At 33.8% G+C, this 21,060-nt stretch carries 22 protein-coding genes; 6 read left to right on the top strand and 16 right to left on the bottom strand.

Going from position 1 to position 21,060, the window contains the following annotated elements; translation table 11 throughout:
• Positions 1–67: 67 nt before the first annotated feature.
• The 16 genes from X929_RS01710 to X929_RS01625 form a co-directional block, all read right to left on the bottom strand.
• Complete coding sequence (locus tag X929_RS01710) at positions 68–853, bottom strand: DUF4895 domain-containing protein (protein WP_103066318.1); 786 nt, start codon at positions 851–853, stop codon at positions 68–70.
• A gap of 1 nt (position 854) precedes the next feature.
• Positions 855–2,579, bottom strand: coding sequence for an excinuclease ABC subunit UvrC (uvrC, locus tag X929_RS01705; protein ID WP_103066317.1), 1,725 nt, complete (start codon positions 2,577–2,579; stop codon positions 855–857).
• A 425-nt stretch (positions 2,580–3,004) separates the two neighbouring features.
• Positions 3,005–3,532 carry a DUF501 domain-containing protein gene (locus X929_RS01690; protein WP_103066314.1) on the bottom strand — a complete coding sequence of 176 codons (528 nt, stop codon included), beginning with the start codon at positions 3,530–3,532 and terminating at the stop codon, positions 3,005–3,007.
• A complete protein-coding gene (locus X929_RS01685; RefSeq protein ID WP_245858622.1) occupies positions 3,499–4,071 on the bottom strand; it encodes a 50S ribosomal protein L11 methyltransferase in 573 nt (190 codons plus the stop codon). The genes X929_RS01690 and X929_RS01685 overlap by 34 nt, the downstream gene beginning before the upstream one ends.
• Before the next feature lie 131 nt (positions 4,072–4,202).
• A complete protein-coding gene (iscB, locus tag X929_RS01680; protein ID WP_103066312.1) occupies positions 4,203–5,498 on the bottom strand; it encodes an RNA-guided endonuclease IscB in 1,296 nt (431 codons plus the stop codon).
• 227 nt (positions 5,499–5,725) lie between these two features.
• Positions 5,726–5,989 (bottom strand): hypothetical protein, encoded by a 264-nt coding sequence (locus tag X929_RS01675; RefSeq protein WP_103066311.1) that lies wholly within the window; start codon positions 5,987–5,989, stop codon positions 5,726–5,728.
• A gap of 1 nt (position 5,990) precedes the next feature.
• Positions 5,991–6,527 carry a folate family ECF transporter S component gene (locus X929_RS01670; protein ID WP_103066310.1) on the bottom strand — a complete coding sequence of 179 codons (537 nt, stop codon included), beginning with the start codon at positions 6,525–6,527 and terminating at the stop codon, positions 5,991–5,993.
• Positions 6,528–6,538: 11 nt separating this feature from the next.
• Complete coding sequence (locus X929_RS01665) at positions 6,539–7,369, bottom strand: alpha/beta hydrolase (protein ID WP_103066309.1); 831 nt, start codon at positions 7,367–7,369, stop codon at positions 6,539–6,541.
• A gap of 25 nt (positions 7,370–7,394) precedes the next feature.
• Positions 7,395–8,723 (bottom strand): tRNA (N6-isopentenyl adenosine(37)-C2)-methylthiotransferase MiaB, encoded by a 1,329-nt coding sequence (miaB, locus tag X929_RS01660; RefSeq protein ID WP_103066308.1) that lies wholly within the window; start codon positions 8,721–8,723, stop codon positions 7,395–7,397.
• A 60-nt stretch (positions 8,724–8,783) separates the two neighbouring features.
• Positions 8,784–9,644 carry a 30S ribosomal protein S2 gene (rpsB, locus tag X929_RS01655; RefSeq protein WP_103066307.1) on the bottom strand — a complete coding sequence of 287 codons (861 nt, stop codon included), beginning with the start codon at positions 9,642–9,644 and terminating at the stop codon, positions 8,784–8,786.
• Positions 9,645–9,755: 111 nt separating this feature from the next.
• Positions 9,756–10,103 (bottom strand): ribosome silencing factor, encoded by a 348-nt coding sequence (gene rsfS / locus X929_RS01650; RefSeq protein WP_103066306.1) that lies wholly within the window; start codon positions 10,101–10,103, stop codon positions 9,756–9,758.
• A gap of 231 nt (positions 10,104–10,334) precedes the next feature.
• Positions 10,335–12,173: a glutamine--fructose-6-phosphate transaminase (isomerizing) gene (gene glmS / locus X929_RS01645; RefSeq protein WP_103066305.1), complete on the bottom strand. Its 1,839-nt coding sequence runs from the start codon at positions 12,171–12,173 to the stop codon at positions 10,335–10,337.
• Between the two features lie 15 nt (positions 12,174–12,188).
• On the bottom strand, positions 12,189–13,169 hold the full coding sequence (gene plsX, locus X929_RS01640; protein WP_103066304.1) for a phosphate acyltransferase PlsX: 981 nt from the start codon (positions 13,167–13,169) through the stop codon (positions 12,189–12,191).
• 4 nt (positions 13,170–13,173) lie between these two features.
• On the bottom strand, positions 13,174–13,356 hold the full coding sequence (gene rpmF, locus X929_RS01635; protein ID WP_103066303.1) for a 50S ribosomal protein L32: 183 nt from the start codon (positions 13,354–13,356) through the stop codon (positions 13,174–13,176).
• A 33-nt stretch (positions 13,357–13,389) separates the two neighbouring features.
• On the bottom strand, positions 13,390–13,980 hold the full coding sequence (locus X929_RS01630) for a YceD family protein (RefSeq protein ID WP_146255756.1): 591 nt from the start codon (positions 13,978–13,980) through the stop codon (positions 13,390–13,392).
• Positions 13,981–14,078: 98 nt separating this feature from the next.
• Entirely contained in the window at positions 14,079–14,573 is a 495-nt protein-coding gene (locus X929_RS01625; protein WP_103066301.1) for a hypothetical protein, read from the bottom strand.
• 196 nt (positions 14,574–14,769) lie between these two features.
• On the opposite strand from X929_RS01625, the gene X929_RS01620 reads away from it, so the two are divergent.
• From X929_RS01620 to X929_RS01595, 6 genes are all read left to right on the top strand, one after another.
• Complete coding sequence (locus X929_RS01620) at positions 14,770–15,972, top strand: hypothetical protein (RefSeq protein ID WP_103066300.1); 1,203 nt, start codon at positions 14,770–14,772, stop codon at positions 15,970–15,972.
• Between the two features lie 160 nt (positions 15,973–16,132).
• Entirely contained in the window at positions 16,133–16,627 is a 495-nt protein-coding gene (locus X929_RS01615) for a hypothetical protein (protein ID WP_103066299.1), read from the top strand.
• 130 nt (positions 16,628–16,757) lie between these two features.
• Positions 16,758–17,219, top strand: a complete 462-nt coding sequence (locus X929_RS01610; RefSeq protein WP_103066298.1) for a hypothetical protein — start codon at positions 16,758–16,760, stop codon at positions 17,217–17,219.
• Between the two features lie 204 nt (positions 17,220–17,423).
• On the top strand, positions 17,424–18,908 hold the full coding sequence (locus X929_RS01605) for a COG1470 family protein (protein ID WP_103066297.1): 1,485 nt from the start codon (positions 17,424–17,426) through the stop codon (positions 18,906–18,908).
• Positions 18,905–20,071 carry a type II secretion system protein GspD gene (locus tag X929_RS01600; protein WP_103066296.1) on the top strand — a complete coding sequence of 389 codons (1,167 nt, stop codon included), beginning with the start codon at positions 18,905–18,907 and terminating at the stop codon, positions 20,069–20,071. Before X929_RS01605 ends, X929_RS01600 begins: the two co-directional genes overlap by 4 nt.
• Complete coding sequence (locus X929_RS01595) at positions 20,068–21,024, top strand: hypothetical protein (RefSeq protein ID WP_103066295.1); 957 nt, start codon at positions 20,068–20,070, stop codon at positions 21,022–21,024. The genes X929_RS01600 and X929_RS01595 overlap by 4 nt, the downstream gene beginning before the upstream one ends.
• Positions 21,025–21,060 lie beyond the last annotated feature (36 nt).

Genomic DNA, 21,060 nt, shown 5'->3' with positions numbered 1-21,060 from the left:
CTTTCACCCCGCTCCCCACCCATATGAAAGAGAAATCAATGTTTCGTCCCGAAGCCCGCTACTATTCCTATAGTTCAATTTCCAATTCATTAATTTGGTCGACAATTTTAGCAGCCTTTTTTATAAATTGATCATGAATAGATTTGAAATCAATATCAAGGATACGGTCTGCAGGAACCTTGAATACGGCTAATGACGGTGCTTTAATTTTCATTTCTGGAAGTTTGTATGAATTTTTTAAAAAATCGTATTGTCGCAACACTTTTTCTTTTAATATTCGTCCAATTTCTATATATATGGATACTTCAGAGCCGTTTATATGTTCTGGAACTTTAAATAAAACGTGAATATCATTTAAATACGGAAAATAAAATATGTCGTTATCCCATTGTTTATAGTGTTCAATTATGAATTTTAATTTTTCCTCTGTTATATTCTGATTGAGAGAAATGTATTCTTCCCCTTTTAATTTTTCGGAAAATATGAGTTTTTTTATGAGCCTTTCGTTCCCCCATACCCTGTACGATGTAATTTTAAAAGGTGATTGTACAATACCAAACGTTACATTAGGTTGTACTATTTTGTTGTATTTCCGTGATAACTCTGTGTATTTTTTTACTAGTATTTCAGAATCGTTGTAGTACGTAGGGTATAGGACACTCATAACCTTTCCAGGTTTATCAGGTCCAATAGTTTCAAAAACCCTTCCATCTTCATCTATAAAAACACAATAGACTGGAAATTTGTCTTCGCTATCATAAACACTGCCAAAGAAGAAATGTTGAAATTCATCCGCTAATAAGTTTTTGTATTTATTTAAGTAATTTTTGGCGAATTCAATTAGTTCTTTCAAATCATTTCTCTCCCAAACTTTCTTTTATTCTTTTGGCGATTTTTTCACTTTTAACGACTTTAGATATTTCTTCAGTTGATGCCTCTAATACTTTTTGGACTCCGCCAAAATACTTTATCAATTCTTTTTTCCTCTTTGGACCTATACCGTAAATATCATCTAGTTTTGTTTTTTCAAAACGTTTACTTCTAAGACTTCTATTAAAGCCTATAGCAAATCTGTGCGTTTCATCTCTTACGTATATAAGTAATCTTAACACCGGATGATCCAAAGGCAAGTGAAGATCGGGTATGTCACCTGGTAAAACTATCCTTTCGTCTTCTTTGGCAATACCTACAATATCCACATCTTGTAAAGAGTAATCAATTTCTTTTAGTGCTTCAACAGCTGAATTTACCTGTCCTTTTCCTCCATCAATAAATAAAAGATCGGGTAATTCATGTTTTTGATATCTTCTTTTTATAACTGTTCTAATACTTTCAAAGTCGTCAGGAGCTTTTATATTATCTAATCGATACTTCCTGTATCCTTCTTTGTTGGGCTTCCCATTTTCAAAACGCACTAGGGATGCTACAGTATACAATCCTTGTAAATGAGATATATCTATACCTTCAATAATTTTAGGTTCTTTCTTCAATGAAAGTATCTCTTTTGCCTGCTTTAAAGCATAGCTTAAATCTTTTTGCCTTTTGATTTCTTCTTGTAAATTTGCATATGCCATTTCATATATTTTAGAACTTTTACCTATTTTCTCAATTCTTTTCAAACCTTTCTCTTTTAAAAAATCCATTATTTCTGAAGAAATTTCTTCTTCGTATAGTGTAGATATCAAAGAAGGTGGATCATTCTTTCTAACAATATAGTATTGATACAAAAAATCTTCCAAAGTCCCTTCCATTGTAAAGGAAAGCTTTGAGATCAAGTATCCTTTTCTTACTATTAAAACTAAATAAACGGGGGATTCATACATTATTATATCTATATTTTTTCCGTTTTTGTATTCAACCGCTACTTCTTCAAACAAATTTTCTAATTTGAACAATGTGTCACGCATTTGAGCAGCTTTTTCATAATTTTTTATTTTGGCATAATCTTTCATAGATATTTGAAGATAGTTTTTCACTTCTGCAATATCTCCTGACAAAACTTTTTTTACTTTTTCCACCGATTCTTGATATGCCTTTTCGTCTACTTCCTTGTAACATGGACCATAGCATCTGCCTAAATGGTATAGGAAGCAAGGCTTGCTTTTTCTGCTTAAATCCCTATCACAACTTCTAATCTTATAAACACTTTGTAGTACCTCTATTACATCTTTTACAAATTTCACATCAGAGTATGGTCCATAGTATTTACCTTTTTCTTCTTTTTTTGTACGAATATATTTTATCTTGGAAAATTGTTCATCTGTAACTAAGATATATGGATACACTCGTGTATCTTTTAACATTATATTGTATTTTGGTTTATGTACATAGATGAGATTGGCTTCTAAGATGAATGCTTGATTCTCATTTGAAGTTATTATATAGTCTAAATTCGTAGCGTTTTCGAGCATTTCATAAGTTTTTTCATTTCCTATATAATTTTTCTTATTAAAATATGAAGAAACTCTATTTTTTAAGTTTTTGGCTTTACCTATATATAATGGATCACCTTTATTGTTTTTAAAAATATATACCCCCGGTTTTTTAGGGATACTTTTTAAAATTGATCTGTCTATCAAAGGGTGTTTCACCTCCATTCATTAAGGGGCTTCGCCCCTTAAAAATCCCAAAATCAAAGTATATTTTACAAAAGCTTTTTGCATAAGGCAGCAAAAGGGCTTCGCCCCTTAAAAATCCCAAAATCAAAGTATATTTTACAAAAGCTTTTTGCATAAGGCAGCAAAAGGGCTTCGCCCCTTAAAAATCCCAAAATCAAAGTATATTTTACAAAAGCTTTTTGCATAAGGCAGCAAAAGGGCTTCGCCCCTTAAAAACCCCAAAATCAAAGTATATTTTACAAAAGCTTTTTGCATAAGGCAGCAAAAGGGCTTTCCCCCCGGGTGTTCTAAAACTTGATTTAGCGCCCCTTCGCCCCGCAGCCCACCCATCTAAGGAAGGACCTGCGGTCCCTAAACCCAGCAGGGAAGCCCTTCGCCCCTTAAAATCATAATTTTTCGCATTTTTTGTCGTCACAATAATTCTTACCAATATAACGATCCACTATTTCTCCCACGGGATTGTTCTCCCCAACTAAATAAGATGCATAGTGTAAATGTAAACACTTTATAGTAGAAAAATTCTTTATTCCACCTATTCCCGTTTCTTTTAGTTTCTTTATTATATTTTTAGATAGAGAATTTAATTCTCCCTCTAATATCTTCATTCTTTTTTCAATCTCTTCTTTGTGAGCACGAATCATTTGCATTCTTAATTCTGGATCATTTTGTATAATTTTTTCTATTTCAGTTATTTTTCCTTGAGCTTCCAATTTTGAAACTTCTTCCACTAAATAAGGACATGTTAACCAATAAAGAGTCGGAAAAGGTTTTCCATCTTTTAAAGGGAAACTCTTTATTACTTGAGGATAGCCGTAAATGCATCTTTCTTCTACATTTAACGCATTACTAACAATACGTCCCAATTGTTTTTCAATTATTTTTAAGTCTTCTTTTGAAACATCAGGGCTATCCAAGAACCGTCCTCCGTTCTATCTTTCAACACTAAATCGACTTCTTTTGCTTGCTCCATAATAGACCTTTCTTTACTTTCAATTATACCAGAAAAGATGACAAATCCATTTTCTTTAAGTACTTTATCAAATTTAGGATCTTTCATTAACTGTATCAATACTTCAGCCACAATATTAGAAACTAATATATCAAAACTTTCATTTTCTCCCACTACGCTTAATAAATCGGATAATCTTATTTCAATATCAACGTTATTTAAAATGGCTGTTTCTTCGGCTTTTTCTATAGACAGATTATCATTATCTAAAGCACACACACGGTTAGCCCCAAGCTTTTTAGCTAAAACCGATAGTATCCCACTTCCTGTTCCTATGTCAATAACATCTTTGCCTCTACAGTCAACTTTTCTTAAAAGTTCAGCTGCCAGTTTGGTTGTTGAATGTAATCCTGTACCAAAGGCACTTCCCGGTATTACGTTCAATACTATTCCAGATTTTTCTACTTTTTTATCAGAAAAAGGATTTACCCAGACCCCATCTATAAGTTGAAAAACATCTATTGTTTTTTTCCATGAAAAAAATCTGCAGGGGACTCACCAGGAAATGGGCTTCCGCCACACAGCCTTACGGCAGATAAGGAAGCGGTGAGAGGAATGCAGAATCTCTCCTCCTTTTAAAATATTTGATATCCATAACCGTCATTCTTTTGTAGTAATGTAAGATATTTTGGATGTACATCACCAACACCATTTAATAAAAAGCTTGGTCTATGTCGTATTGCAATTCGTCCAATATGGATACCTTTATTTTTCCCTTTTGGTACATTTGCTAAGACTATGTCGCCTGTTTTGTATCCCATATATGTTCGTTCTTTTGGGCGATAACTCTTTGGAAACCCATATTTATCTACAAAACATATTCTACGCATTCCATGACCCATCGCTGTGATTTCTAAGACTTGCATATCAGGTTCGAGTTGAACGTTATAACCACTTTCTCCTACACAAGCTGCATCTATCCAATGTTTTTTGGAATAATTTTGCATCTCACGATTGTATTTTGTCTGTCCACCAGTTCCTACTTCGATAGGTAATCCTTCTTTCTTCAACTGGTTAAACAGATACCAACGTGTAGCATTAACTGATGCTACATCTTTGAGGGGCCCCTTTGCTCTTGCCTTTATTTGGTTCAATTTTTTAGGATTGTTAGCTAGAAACTCATCGATAGATTGATTATTTTTCTTCTGATTGCATTCGTGGCAAGCTAATGTTAGGTTACTTATTCTGTCACTTCCACCTTTAGATTTTGGTACGATATGTTCTATTTCTAACGGTACATTCTCTTTACCACAATATACACATTTTCTACCCCATTTTTCGAGGAGATACTCTTTTACTTCATATCCATACAATGTTCCTCGTTGATACTCTACCCCCTTAATCTCTGGATTTTGTAGCTTTTGAGTATCAAAACGGACTAACTCCATTGAAATACTCGTAACTGGAGAAAAACGTCGAATACGTTTAACCCATGTAAGAATGTTTTCTGCACGACTTATGAGACTAGGTGGCAACCAACCTTCCTTTCTCTTCCTATTCAAAAATCGTGGCTTTCGGTATCTTGTTTTTCGATTTCTGCGAGAACGTCTTACACCTCTACGAGTATCTAAATTTTTTTTAATTACATGTCCTCTGTGATAAATCACAGATGCCCAAATAACTTTCTTACCACGTTTAAAATCTGCTACTAAAGCAACTCCAGTATACTTACTGCCAGGATCGATTTTAACCTGTATAGGTTGAGTATCTCCACCTTCACGATCTTTCAGAATAATTGTGAATGGATGATATCGAAATACTGCTGCTTTCCCTTTCTTCAGTAACTCTCTTGCCCTAGCAGGATGGCATGGCATAAGCGGTTGTTTGTTTTTATCTAACACAAAAACTCGTTGTACAGATCTCTTTTCCATGGAAGTTACCTTCCTCTCCCTTTCGGGTTAAAGTGAGCCTCGCCAATGTTATTCTGGCTTTTTGCGTTCAACACACTGGCTTCAACCCCGTATGCCTGTTTAATGTTGAACGACAGGGCTTGGAACTGGCTCGGGCATTCCAAGGTGTCATGGCCAGAATAACGTAGCCCGATAGCTGTTCAGCCCTGGCTGAGGCTGGTCAACTCCGAGGCTTCAAGCCTCCGTCTTTAGACGGGGGTTGTTGACTCTTCTAACCATTTTGATTCTTCAGTAATTTTCTTAGAAAGTAATTTTAAGCCAAACTTAGAAAATAAATCCAAAATATCTTTGATTTGCTCTTCTGTCTTAACATAAATCTTCAAAAAGGTTTGGGAACTTTCTACATCTTCCTCAATGTAAAAGGAATTAAATCCATATTTTATGAACTGATCTATTATCTTTTCTTCTTCGTTAGGTTCTAATTCATATACATATTCGTAATATTTATCCATCTTATTCTTTCTCCATTAATTTGTTAATTTGGGGAATTCGGGTAAGTAATAATAGCATGATCAAAGCATTTAAAAAGAATGACACTACATAGCCACCTAATCGAGGAGGCATGAGAACGGTATATGGAATACCAAATGCATTGTGAAGGAAGAAAGGTGTTAATGTTATACCTACCACCTCACCTAAACCACAAGAAATAGCTAATGACCAATAATTTATTCTTCTCTTAAAAAAGTACCAAAAAACTATACCTGGAATCAAACCATGTAAAGCCGAAGTCAACGTAAACTGAGGAAGAAACGCCCCCATTGGATTTATCCAATAACCAATCAAATCAGATAAACCACCAACAAGAAAACCATCTAAGGGTCCAAAAATAAAGGTAGAAAGAAACACAGGAATCGTTCCAAACCCAAATCTAATAACTTCAACATTACCTATGGGAATCCTAATCGCTAATAATCTAGACAAAAGTATAGATAGAACTATAAACAAAGAATTCATTACTAACCTATAGGTTCTATTCTTTTTATCCATAAATTCGCTCCTTAATGGATTATAAGCATGTTTTTTGTAAAGAACCTTAATACTTCTTTTATTTCTTCACTCCAAAGAAACCAATTATGGTCTCCGGGTTTTATAAAAAGACTTGAAGCTATGCCATTCAATCTTAATTCATGGTGCAGTTCAGAAACACCTAAATATAGGTAAAAATAATCCTCACTTCCACAAGAAAGATAAACTGGGAGTTCTAACTCGCTTTGTTTCACGTTTTCTATATAATTAAAAATATTTTCTTTTTCCCATAACTCCGGGTCAAAAGGCCAACCAAAAGCATCATGATAGTAATCTTCTCTGACATTAACTTCGTTCCCATCTAAATCAAACTCTTTTTCAGGAGGTGCCTCTTTGGTTATCCCACCACTTAAGCTTGCAACAGACAAAAACAAATCAGGATACTTAAATGCCAACCTTAAGGCACCGTATCCTCCCATAGATAGACCAGCTATGAACCTTGATGAACGCTCGCTATAAACCTTGTACTGAGTTTCTATATGTTGAATAAGATCTTCTATCAAGGCGGTTTCATAGTTCACACCTGTTGGAGAGTTAACGTACCAACTGTTCTTAGCATCTGGCATTACGGCTACGAAAGGAGGAATTTCATTGTTATTTATCATTAGATCCAAACTTTGGTCTACTCGACCTTTTCTTAGCCAACTTATTTCGTTTCCCCCATGTCCATGTAACAGATAAACAGTGGGATATTTCCTGGTTTCAATGTCGTATTTGGGTGGGAGATAAATAGAATATTTCATTTGACTTTTAAGTGCTTGGCTATAAAATGATAAAGATTCATAGACTTTTCCATATGTCAAGTGTGGACACCCCTTTTTCTATATATTAAACGCTCGTGTAGATAGTCTTTACAACTTCTCCATACAATGGACCCGGTGTAATCTTGTTGATCTTTACTTTCAAAAATTCCCCATTCAAATCTTCTTTGCTTTCGAAGATTATTAATTTATTGTTCATAGTTCTTCCCATGTAGGTACTATTTTTACCAGCTTTTCCTTCTTGAATTATAACAACTTCTTGTTCAAGATACTTTTCATTTTCTTCAAGGTTTATTCTTTTTTGTAACTCCATGAGATACTGCAATCTTTTATTTTTTATATGTTTAGGGACATCGTCATTTTGATATTTATAAGCTATGGTCCCTTCTCTTGGAGAATATTCTGCAATATTTATCCTTTCAAATCTACATTTCTTAATTAGATCAACCGTTTCTTCAAAATCTTCATCTGTCTCCGAAGGGAAACCTGTTATAAAATCACTGGAAATTGTAACATTAACTACTTCTTTTTTAATCTTATTCACAAGTTCAATGAACTCTTCTTTTGTATATTTTCTATTCATTGTCTTTAGAATCTTGTTGCTTCCTGATTGAGCTGGAAGATGAAAATAATTAGCAGCCTTTTCCTCGTTAGCAACAGTCTGTATCAAAGAGTCTGTTATATCAGTTGGATAAGAAGTTAAAAACCAAATTCTTTTTATTGAATCAAATTCTGCTGCCTTTTGTATGAGCAGGTCCAATTTGGATTTTTTATCCCCATAGTCCTTGCCATAGGAATCAACATTTTGACCCAATAAGGTAATTTCTTTGTACCCCTTTTTTGCATAACTCTCTACTTCTTTTATTATATCTTCCATAGGCCTACTTTTTTCAAAACCTCTGGTGTAAGGAACTATACAGTATGTACAATATTTGTTGCATCCATATATAATAGTAATCCAAGCATGGTGTTTACTTGATGGTATCTTCGGGATATCGAAGCTGACATCATTCAATTTGTCGCTAAAATCAGCGAATCTTTCTCCTTCTAGTGCCCTTTTTACCAAATTCGTTATGTCTACCACATTTCTAGTGCCAAAAACAAAATCTACCTTTTTAAACCTATCAAGTATATGCTCCCTTTCCTTTTCTGCAGAGCAACCACCTACACCCAAAATTAAATTCTTTTTTTCTTCTTTAAGTTTCCCATAACCACCTATGGCTCCAAACATCTTATTTTCTGCTTTTTCTCTAACCGAACAGCTATTTATCAATATTATATCTGCCTCTTTTGGATTTTCTGTCCATTCGAAGCCTTCTTCCTTCAAAAGACCTGCCATTATTTCACTTTCGTTTATATTCATTTGACAACCAAATGTCCTTATGTAAAATTTCAAAATCATCACCTCTTATAAAAAAACCGGGAGCAATCCCCCGGTGTTTATATTCAACAAAAATTAAAATTTCTCTTCTTCGTCTTCTATTTCTGAAGGTATAAATTCTTCTTCCTCTTCTTCTAATTCTTCAACGTAACTCGCATATTTCTCCTCAGCCACTAATTTATCGTCTAATTCATCCTCATCTACTTCATCTTTTTCTTCTTCCACTACGCTGCTTTCTTCAAGAGTTTCTATTCTGCCTTCTTTTCCTTCAATAATCGCATCAGCCATCTTCGAGACAATGAGCATTATGGTTCTAATAGCATCATCGTTCGCTGGAATAACGTAATCGATAAGATCTGGATCACAATTAGTATCCACCGTTGCTATTATGGGTAATTTAAGTAAATTTGCTTCTTTAATAGCGATCTCTTCTTTTTTAGGATCAATAATAAATAGTATATCTGGAATTTTTTTCATTCCACGCAAACCGCCCAAGTTTTTTTCTAATTTTTCCAAATTTCTACGTATGGTAGCTTGTTCTTTTTTGGGTAGTTTTGAAAACTCTTCACTTTCAACGTATTCCGTTAATTTCTCCAATTTATCAATTCTCGATTTTATAGTCTTGAAGTTGGTTAACAAACCGCCAAGCCATCTGTTGTTAACAAAAAATTCTCCGCATCTGCGTGCCTCATCAGCAACGATTTGTTGTGCCTGTTTCTTAGTTCCAACAAATAATACCCTTTTCTTTTCCATGACCGAATTTTTGAGAAATTCATAGGCCTCGTCGATACTTTTTAAAGTCTTTTGTAAATCAATAATGTGAATCCCTTTTCTTTCAGTAAAGATATAAGGCTGCATCTTGGGATTCCATCTTCTCGTCCTATGACCAAAGTGAGCTCCTGCTTCAAGTAACTGTTTCATACTTACCACTGACACAAAAATACACCTCCGTAGATGTTTGATTTGGTTTTCTAACCTCCACCTTCCTTTTTTTCACCGACCCTTTTATGGGCACCGGGGTGAAAAACGGAAGATGTGAGTATTATTTTATATTACCGTTCGATTTTGTTCTCCCCAAAGCCCTTCTAAATCGTAGAATTCTCTACTCTCTTCAGAGAATATATGAACAATAAAGATACCGGCATCGATTATCATCCAATCGCTACTTTGACCTTTATCGTAAAAAGTTATTGGTATATCTTCATCTTTTAAATATCTGACTACTTGGTCTCTTAACGCTGCCCTATGAGGTTCTGAATTTCCCGTAACAATGACAAAGTAATCAACCATCAACTCAGAATCTTCCATGTCAAGTACCACAATATTTTCTCCATCTTTTTCTTCTAGTAATTCCACTAATTCCTTAACGGAATTCAAAACATCAGTTTTTAACAAAAATTTACCACCTCCATTGGGAAATTTTTATACTCTTTTTTAGCTCCCTCTTCGCCCAGCAGCCCGCTCGGATGGTTGGGGGAGGGCTCCGCCCTGTAACCCTTTTAAAATCAAAATCTTATTTTTGAAAATTAATTATTTTTAGAATTTTCATGTAAATTAAGTCTAATCTTTTTTAGCTCCCCCTTCGCCCCACAGCCAGCCCATAATCAGACCTTTATCCCACTAAATTTATTCAACTGTGACACTTTTTGCCAAATTTCTTGGTTTATCTGGGTCCAATCCTTTTTGCACCGCTATGTAGTAAGCAAACAGTTGTGTAAGAGGCGCTACTACCAACGGTATTAAAGGTTCTGAAACAGAAGGCACATCAATGTAATCATCACATATTTTTTTCGTTTGCAGATCATCTTTTGGAGTTAAAGCTATCACTTTTGCCCCTCGAGCTTTTACTTCCATAATGTTAGAAATCATCTTCTCTCTTAACTTCCCCGAAGGGACTATAGCAAATACAGGAAAATTATCGTCCAATAGGGCTATTGGGCCATGTTTTAATTCACCTGCTTGATAGGCGATAGCATTGATATAACTGATCTCTTTTAATTTTAAAGCACCTTCCAAAGCTGCAGGAAAACCAAAAACTCTACCTATGTACATCATATCTTTGAAGTTTTTATACTTCTTTACTAACTCCATCATGTGACCGTTTGTTTTATCTAAAATTAGTCTAAACAATTCCGGCATTTTCTCAATGGTTCTCATTATTTCATCCAGCTCTTCGTTTTTGTAACCTTTCCAATAGATGAGTTGCGCAGCTAAGGTGTAAAGCAAAGCTATCTGTGCAGTATAAGTTTTTGTTGCTGCTACACCTATCTCCGGACCAGTGTTGAGATAAAGTACAGCGTCAGATTCCCTAGAGATAGTGGAACCAACTACGTTACTTATAGCTAATACATATGCTCCTTTTTTCTTTGCTAATCTGATCCCCTCTAGAGTATCTATAGTCTCACCAGATTGAGATATAGCCAACACCAAAGTATTACTATCTATTGCTGGATTCATGTATCTGAACTCTGATGCAACCTCTATGTCAAAATCAATATCTGAATATCTATTCATGAAGTATTTTGCAGCTAAACCAGCATGATAACTCGTACCACATGCCACTACATATACCTTTTTCATTCGGTTCTTCACAAAACTTTCTAAAGATTGTACTTCTTTTATCTGTGGTTTTCCATCTTTTAACCGACCAACCAAAACGGATTCTAATGCTATTGGTTGCTCGAAGATTTCTTTCAACATAAAATGAGGATACCCTGATTTTTCTGCTAACGATTCGTCCCACGTTATACGTATCGTTTTTTTCTCAAGGGGAGCGCCATCTAAATCAAACAAAGAATAACCTTCAGGGGTTAAAATGGCTACCTCACCATCATTCAAAAAATTCATCTCTTTTGAATACTTCAATAAAGGAGTGACATCCGAAGCTAACATACTTATATTTTCGTTACTTGAAATCACTAAAGGACTGCCTTTTCTTGCAGCTACGATTTGATCGGGTTTGTCTTTATGAACTACGGCAATCGCATATGCACCTTTGAGTTCCTTCAAAGCACTTAAAACTGACTCAAAAAGATCTTCATTGTACTTCTCTTCTATCAAATGAGCAATAACTTCTGAATCCGTTTCTGATTTAAAGATATGCCCCTTACTTTCAAGCTCACTTCTCAACTCTTGAAAGTTCTCTATGATACCATTATGTACAACGGCTATCTCTCCTTTACAATCCAAATGTGGATGAGAATTTTGCTCTGAAACAACACCATGCGTTGCCCACCTCGTATGGGCAATTCCAGAATAAAAACTTTCTTCTAATAACCCTTCATTTAATAGTAATTTTTCAATCTCACTAATTCTGCCTGGTTTTTTTACGTATTTTATAGAATGATTTACATTATAAGCTAAACCTGCGGAATCGTACCCTCGATACTCAAGTTTTTTTAACCCAGAAATAAGATCTCCAACTTTAACTTTTTTATCTGAAACAAAACCTACTATTCCACACAATTTTTTAACCCCCTGTTAAATCTCAATCTTCTTTATCAAGTCAAATTTAGCTGCGCGGTAAGCCACATACAACGCATTAGCTATTGCTTCTGCATCAGAAGACCCATGTGCCTTAACTAAAACCCCGTTAACTCCCAAGAAAAATGTACCACCATAACTCCTATAATCAATCTTACTTACTAAAGACTTCAATGAACCTCTTAAAAACAAGGCTCCTAGTTTTGTGAATAACCCACCTTTTTTAATCGTTTCTTTCAATTCATGGAGAATGAAATAAGCGGTACCTTCCATAGTTTTTAAAACGTTGTTACCGGTGAATCCATCTGTGACAATTATATCACACGTATCATCGAACAGTTCACGTGCTTCCACATAACCAACAAAATTAATCTTCTTTTCTTCTTTCAACAAATTAGAAGCTTCTCTAACTATTGAATTTCCCTTTTCATCTTCAGAACCGATATTTAAAATCCCCACTCTTGGATTTTCAACATTCAAAAATTTAGCGTAAGCTATTCCTTCTCTTGCGAAATCGTAAAAATGTTCAGCCTTTACTTCGGCGTTCGCTCCTGCATCCACCAAAATTTTAGGATTATTGGATTTAGATGGAAGAGCTAAAACCAATGCAGGTCTTTTTATACCGGGAAGTCGACCTGCAACAAAGGTCCCGCTTGAAAGCAATGCACCAGTGTTGCCTGCACTCACAAAGGCATTTAATTCGTTATTTTTTAACATTTCGCAACCGACATACATCGAAGATTCCTTCAATTTTATAACTTCTGTGGGTTTTGTTTCGTTACTAACCAAGTTTTTAGCAGGTATAATCTTTAAATTTGATATCTTGTCTAAACCTTCTTTTGAAATTTCATTTCCCACTATTACCAATTCATCAGGGGTAAAAAATTTATTCTTTAAAGCAAAAAGTGCGCCCTCAATAACAGACGTGGGCGCATTATCACCGCCGTATAGATCTATACCTATTTTTACATTATCCATAGATTTATTCACCTATTTCTAAGATTTGTTTGTCACCGTAGTATCCACAATTCAAGCACACACGATGTGGCAATTTTGGTTCTCCGCATTTTGGACATTTTACAACGTTGATCTTGTATGCAGAGTAAAATTTTGCTCTCCTTGAATGTGTTTTACTTCTTGATGGTTTCTGTTTTGGCGTCGCCATGAATATTGCCCCCTTTGTTATTTTATATAAATTTTATCTTTCTTCATCCAACAATTTCTTTAACGTTACAAAACGTGGGTCGATCTCCTCTGTTTCACAAGAATGAGTTGGATTTTCGTTTAAATCAATCCCACAGATAGGACATAACCCTTTGCAATCTTCTTTACACAATGGTACTTCCGGAACCGATAATATTATAGACTCTATTACTCGATTTGTCAAATCTATTGATTGATCTTCGTAGTAAATAAGATTATCCAATGATTTTAAACGCTCAGTTTTTGATAGATACTTCTCAAAGCTCCTACTTAAATAGATTGCCTCAAAACTTTCATCTATCCAATACTCAATGGGTTTCAAACATCTGGAACAATGAAGTTGTACCATAGTTTCAATTTTACCATTTACTAATACTCGACTTTCTCCCTTTTCCAAAGAAACATTCACATCTATCGGGGCAAGTATCTTCGCCTTTTCAGAAGGTAGTTCAATTTCTTTCCAGTTTCTAATTATGATCTCTCTTTCTAGTATCTTTTCAAAAGAATCTAATTCTACTATTAGATTTTTACTTTTCAATTCTTCGTTAAACATTATTCTCACCTCAGCCGTATTATTGTACTTCAAAAAAGTTTATCAAAAACAAAATAATTGTTAATTTTTGAATAATAAAAAAGAGGCAGGGATTAACCTACCTCTCGAACGCCTACTTACTGAATTCATATTTAAACTGCAGGGGAAACAGTGAAAACAAAATTTCCAACCTTACCGTTGTATTCTCCACTTTTTAAAAGTAACTCTCTTATTTCAGGATTATTATCAAGTGCCTGCTGAAAATTGAATCCTACTTGAACGGTTTTTTCAACAACTCCCGACGATGATTTGTTACTATCGATAGAATAATTATAACTACTATTCAACAATTCTAACAATGCTCGAGTCTCTTCGCTAAAACTGCTTTCTTCTGCATCAAATTCTACATAAAGTTCAAAAGCCGTATTTGCAACGATTTTTACCTTAACCTCTTCACTTTTGTTTTCAGGAGATGACAAATCTAAATCATATTCTAAACTCTCTTTATCAACAGATTCAATAACAGCATAGCTAGGAATGCTGAGATAAACTGGAATATTGACATTATCAGAAGTTTGAGAAAAAGAAATAACACTTATATTCATAACCAACAACATTATTACTGTTACAAAAATTGTCTTTTTCATTAAACTCACCACCTCTAATAAAACTCTAGTAAAATTATACTAAATAAAAATAAAAATGTCAAGTCTTTTCTTATTTTTTTAAACCCCATTAAAAGCCAATTACAACCATTTTTATTGAATTTTTATTGGAAGGAATAAAATTATTTATGAAAATTGAGGTATAATTTAGAAAGAAAATCATAAGGAAGTGATTAAAATGAAAAATGTACTAATCGTTTTAACTTTTTTGTTCATGACTTTAAGTATATTTTCAACAGACAATTATTTCGAATTCAGTTTAGATAAAGACAGTTACAACTATCAGCAAGTTCAAATTGTTCTTAACCAGTCAAACGTATCCCGTGTAGAATTGCAACTATATAGTAATTACGAATTTTTTAAAAGTTATTTCAACCTTTCAAGTTGGGGAAGTGGAAATACTTATACAATACAGTTAGGTTTTAATGCACAAACATTGTGGCAACATTATAATCAAAGGCTTCTTAGTATGTTTAAAAAAGGTCTTTTATCTTCCTCAGGCACAAAAATAGGAGAAGGTTTACTTTTTGATTCAAACGGGAAACAGTTAGATTTTGTTGATATTTATTTTGTAGTTGATGACTTTTTTGTGGACTATACCGTTTCAAACGAAATAGTCTTTGTATTTTCTCCACCTTATCCGGGTAATGGGCCATGGTATGATCAAAAAACTTCACATGTATCCCTCGAGTCTAATCTACTTCCCCTTCATATATATATTGACCTGGAACTATTAGATGGATTTGATTTTCTATCTCAAGGTAGTTATTTACAGTTTTTAAGTTCTCCTGATATCTATTTAAATAACGGAAACGTTGAGTTCGATGTAAATGTTGGCTCTGATTTAGGTAATCTATTCAACAATCATGGAAGTTTATTACAAGAGAAATATGTTGAAGCAGGCTCTCCGACGGAAGGACTCCACGTAGCGGATGTGGTTATTTCTATCCCTATGGAAGGTGGATATTTTAGCTATGAAGCCATTCCTGTGTATTTTAAGGTGCCTGAACCTTCTATAAATTTCATTATTGGAGAAGAGGGCACAATTCAACTGACTTTTGATCTTTCCAATCCTCAGAATAATGTTATTTCTTCAGTTCCCGTACATATTGAATCAACTTTGCAAAAGTACGATATTTATCTTTCAATAGATATTTTTGACACTTACAGCTTTTTGGCAGATTATATTATTTTACAAAATGAGCAAGTAATTACTGTAGAGAGCGGTAATATCGATTTTGATATTGAAATAAAGGCAAACTTTGCCGATTTGTGGAATGATAAACGTGAGCAAATACTATCCCTTTTTGAAAATGAGGTTCTTATAGTCAATGAAGTTATCCACATCGGTGATGTTTATATAACTCTTTCGTCCTCTTGATGCCTTCCTAAATCTTTCTACATATTCTTATTTTCATCTTACTATTTTTCTGCAAAAATTCTTATTGAAATTTTATTGAAATTAATTACTTTCTTATTTCCCTGAGTATAATTAAATTAGAATTAATTATTAAAAAAATTCACTCAGGGTGTGAGCGGTAATGGTTTCAACGTTAAAATATTCATTATTTTTTACTATTATAATTATTGTTGCATCAATCTCATTTGCTATAGATGAAGAGACTACGGTCCCTATATATTTAACAGTACCTGAATACTTGAAAATTACCGATCTTAGTAAAACACGTTTAGACTTAAATGTTGATAACAATTTTAAAGACAGTTTGACTTTTAATGTGGAAGCTAATGTAGAATATAATTTAGGTGCTGAATTTACGGTATTGCAAGATCCTCATGAAAATCCTCAGGCAAACCTAGTAATAAAATCTTCTCATTTATCGATATCAAATGGAGAAAATCTATGGGAATCAGAGGAAGGAAGTTCACAAGATACAACTATAGGAATTCAAGAAATTCAAGGAACTCCTGGAAGCCTCGGGTACTCTTTAACCTTTTGGTTAGTGGAGGGAGGTTGGATATATAATGCTTCAGGAAGAAAAATCGGAGACATTCAAATCACAGTTTCAAGCCTTTAAAATTGTAACATAAATTCTGATTGGATTTTTATTGAAAATTATTGTGGTTTTATTAATGTAAGTATAATTAATTTAGAAAAAATAATAGCAATTTAAAATAACAAAAATTTTAAAAGGGGTGGAGTTAAGAATGAAAAAGATTTTAGGTTTAGCAGTTTTGATGATGGTGATGTTGGTATCAGTTTCAGGATTGGCACAGGCCACGAGCGATTCTACTACAACTACAGTTCCCGTGTTTTTGAATGTTCCAGCATTTGTGAGGTTGACACTAAATGATGCAGATAACCAATTTAATTTAGAATTTGATCCAGCATATCCATATTCAACCGTTGAAGATACCGTAGCTCTATTAGCTGAGGCGAATGTGAATTATACTGTTACTTCTTCGGTTGCCCCAGTAAGTGGTTACGAAGACTGGGCTGAATTATTACAAATAACCCCAAATACCGATAACCCATTTAATGGTGCACCAGGAAGTACGACTTTTAACACCACAGCAACTATAAACGTTATCGACAACTTAGATTTAGGAACTGTTCCACCAGACACAAAGATTGCCGACGTTACCTTTACCATATCCGCTTCACTTTAAAAGTTTTTAAAAGCCTATATAAAAAATATTTTGTGGTTTTTCAATTACCCCTTTTACTAAAAGTGCGAATCGAAAGGGGTAATTTTATTAATATTAGGGTGTTTTATATTTTTGTGAATAAAAAAACAAAGATTATACATAAAGATTATACATAATTATAAATTATGGTATAATTGACACAAAAAAAGGGGATAGGTATTAATTATGAAGAAATTTTATATTCTATCAATTGTTTTTTTACTTTTTACAACCTTTTCTTTTGCTCAGATAACCGTTTCACCCCTGTCCGTTGAAAAAGACGTCAGGGCAGGAGAAGAATTCGTTGCCACAATAAACGTTATTGGCGGCAACACCACACAAAACGTCAATATAGAGCTTTATCAAATGACTCAGGATCTGTCCGGAAATTTCGATTATGTAAAGGCAACTTCAGATAACTTTCTATATTCAAATTGGATTGAGTTTCCAAATTCCATCACGGTTTCTCCACGTTCTACAACACCTATCGAAGTGGGTGTAAATATTCCTTCAAACGCTCCTTTTGGAACTTACAATTTTATCCTCATGATTACCCCAGAAGTTGAAACGAGTGGAACGATAGGAATAATTATAAGGTATGCGATAAGAATCACAGTTCATGTGCAAGGAACAGTCATAACAAGGGTGGAAGCTGAAGATATGAAAGTCGTTCCGGATGAAGAAGGAAAACCGGTAATCGAAGCTACCATTGCTAATGGTTCAAGTTACGACCTCGTTCTTTCTGCAGAAGCTATCTTGAGAGATAAATCGGGCAGAATGATAGAAAGGTTACCTTTAAAATCTCCTTACATGGAAAAAAACAATATAACCGCTCAAAGAATACTAAAAGGTAATAAAGTTGTATTTTCAGCTAAACCTAAGTACTTGTTAGCTCCTGGCGAGTACAAGATAAACCTCTTTGTTAACTATTCCAACAGGCAAAAGGTGTTTACATACGATATAAACGTCCCTGAAAAAGGATTTAATTTTACTTCTCCAACGGAACTTGCACTTATATTAGACAATACTGAGTTCAGTTATGATCTTTATCCGGGTGCTGTAAAAACCTTCGTTATAAATCTACAAAATATGTCCAATCAAAACGTTACGGTTCAAGTTGGCGGAGAAGAATTTGCGAGTTTACCTAAAGATAAATCCTTGTTATCATGGATCACTTTGAGGTCTCCGGCATCTTTTACAGTTAACACTCAACGAACATCGAGGGTTATTCTTTCAATAAACGTACCAAAAGAAGTAGAAAATGGTGCATACTATGGCAAAATCGTTCTAAATGCGTACGATGAATCGGGAGAATTTTTATCTCAAAAAAAGGTCAACGTTGAGACCGTTATAGGTGAAGCAAATTATGATGTTGAGTTAGTGAGCTCAAATTATGAAAAAATAGAAGGCAGCGGAATTTTCAGTGCGTTGATCAAAAATACAGGGGAGAGATACATAATCCCTAAAGGAAGTTTGAGTATTTTAGACAGCGATGGTGTGAGTATAGGTGTTTACGATCTTCTTCCATCTAGTCAAGAATGGTTAGTACCAAGCCAAGAAACGATGTTGATTGGAGAAGTACCTATTTTAGAAGAAGATGGTTATAGATACATCCTTACTATTTATAACAATGAACAAAGGTTAAAAGTCTTCGAGGGGGAGTTAATGTGATAAAAAGGATATTAAAAAGAACACTATCTTTAGTTATTTTGTCACTTATTTGTTTTTCAGCCTTTTCTCAAGAAGTTACTGCACCAAAAGTGACGGCAACTTTTTACAACACAGATTTAGTAGAGGCTCTGAACGAAATATCTCTTCAAACGGGGATAACGATTTTAACAGATCAATACGTGAGTGGTTTGGTCACAGCGGACTTTTTAGAAGTGGGTTTAGAAAAGGCTCTAAATATACTGCTACTTCCGGGAGGCTACTCTTATAAAAAAATCGATGAAAATGTTTATTTTGTCGGGTTAGCTGATCCTCAAAGCCATAATTTTCTGAACTTAACTGAAACTCAAGTGATTTCTTTAAAGTATATTTCGGTTGATAAATTTTTAAATTTGATTCCCGAAAATCTACACCAATACATAAAAACTAACAAAGAAACTAATCAAATAGTGGTGTATGCTCCACAAAATACAATAGATTATATAAATGATCTGGTTGAAAAGTTGGATAAGGGCGAACCGTATATTGAATTAACCGTTTATATTGTTGAAACAAACGAAAGATACTCTGATTTGATAAAGGGCAACGTGTTCAACATAAACCAAGAAGGTATAATTAACAGCTTTTCTTTTACCAGTCCGGTAATTGGATTTTCTATACAGGATCTTTTTGAAGCCGAAATAGAGATGTATGAAAAGAACGAAACCGCAAATTTAGTTACTAAGCAGGTTGTCAATGTTTTACCAGGTGAACAGGCATTATTAAGTTTGAAGAATTTGAACAGTATCGTTTTTACAACCTACAGAAACGAATTTAGAAATATTGAGAGTGGAATAGAAATAGAAATGACTCCAACTATGAGGGAACAAATCATTCAAATTTCTTTTAGGACAAAAACAGCGAACTTGATGGAAGTTAAAAGAGATAGTTATTTACTTTCAGAATCGGAGTTGGAGACTAAGGTCAATTTAAACCCTAACGAAATTTTGCTAATAGCTGATTTGGATTTGAGCCAGCTTTATTCAAAAAGTGGTGGAACGACATTTTTGAAAGATCTTCCTTTTTTTAGGTTTTTATTTGGAGATAATCAAAATCAAGATGAAAGTAAAAGGATGATGATATTTTTAACTGCTAGTCCGACCTTTGAAGGGGTTGAGCAAAAATGAAAAAGTATATCTATCTACTAACACTCTTTGTTTTTATTTTTCATACACTTGCCTTTTCGCAAAGTTCTCAAATGTATAATTATTCGCTATACTCTTTTTTGGAGAACGGAACAAGAAGTGAAAAGCTGCTCGGTAGTGTGGCTGTTATTCAAGGTTATACTTTCAATTTTGATTCAAAAGGCAATATTGAAGCTACTTTCGAAATCACTCCTCTCAATGACTTGGGAGATAAGGTTAGAACAAAAATTATTATTGACAGTGTGAATATACACTTTGAAAATACTATTGACCTATTGAAAAACAAGAAAAACTATGTCACCTCTATTTTTTATTTAGAAGGGGAAGAAGAAAAGACGTTGGATATCTATCTTCAAGTGAACAACGTTGAAAAGTTAGAATTTACAGACCAAAAAGAAATTTCAAAAAAGAATAAAATTACTTTTAAAACTTATTATAACGAGTTTTCTTATTATAAAGATGAGTTCATTACCGAAACAAAAGTGGAATTAAATGATTTAATTTTCTTTGGAATGAGTAATTTACTTGATTACAAAAATGGTGGTTACTATGTTGGACTAATTTTTAAAGGTTTGAAAGTTGGTGTTAACTATCAAAAAGATAACTTTTATCTCTTTTTAACCGATAAAACCTATATGGATTCTTTTGAATTCGAAGGAATATTTGTACCTTACACATTTTCGGGTTACAGTTTTGATTTCAAAGGAGATTTTGCATTCACAGTTACCAAAAACTCCACTACATTTAAATCTGTAAATATGGACAACAACTTTTTTGTTAGTTTAGGTTTTGCTTATTTGGAAAATCAGTACGACTTTTCCTTAATTGTAGGCTTTTTGAATCAAATATCTAACTTTAAATTTAAGACCTTAGGTGGTTACAACTTTGTTTCTAACACCGTTTCTTTTTCTTTTACGTCCTCCTACGAATTTTAGTAGATATTCATCGATTTAAATACGTTAACATTTTTG

The sequence above is a fragment of the Petrotoga olearia DSM 13574 genome (assembly GCF_002895525.1).
Lineage (GTDB): Bacteria > Thermotogota > Thermotogae > Petrotogales > Petrotogaceae > Petrotoga > Petrotoga olearia.
Note: the sequence above shows the minus strand (reverse complement) of the source record. Positions and strands in the feature narration are given on the sequence as shown.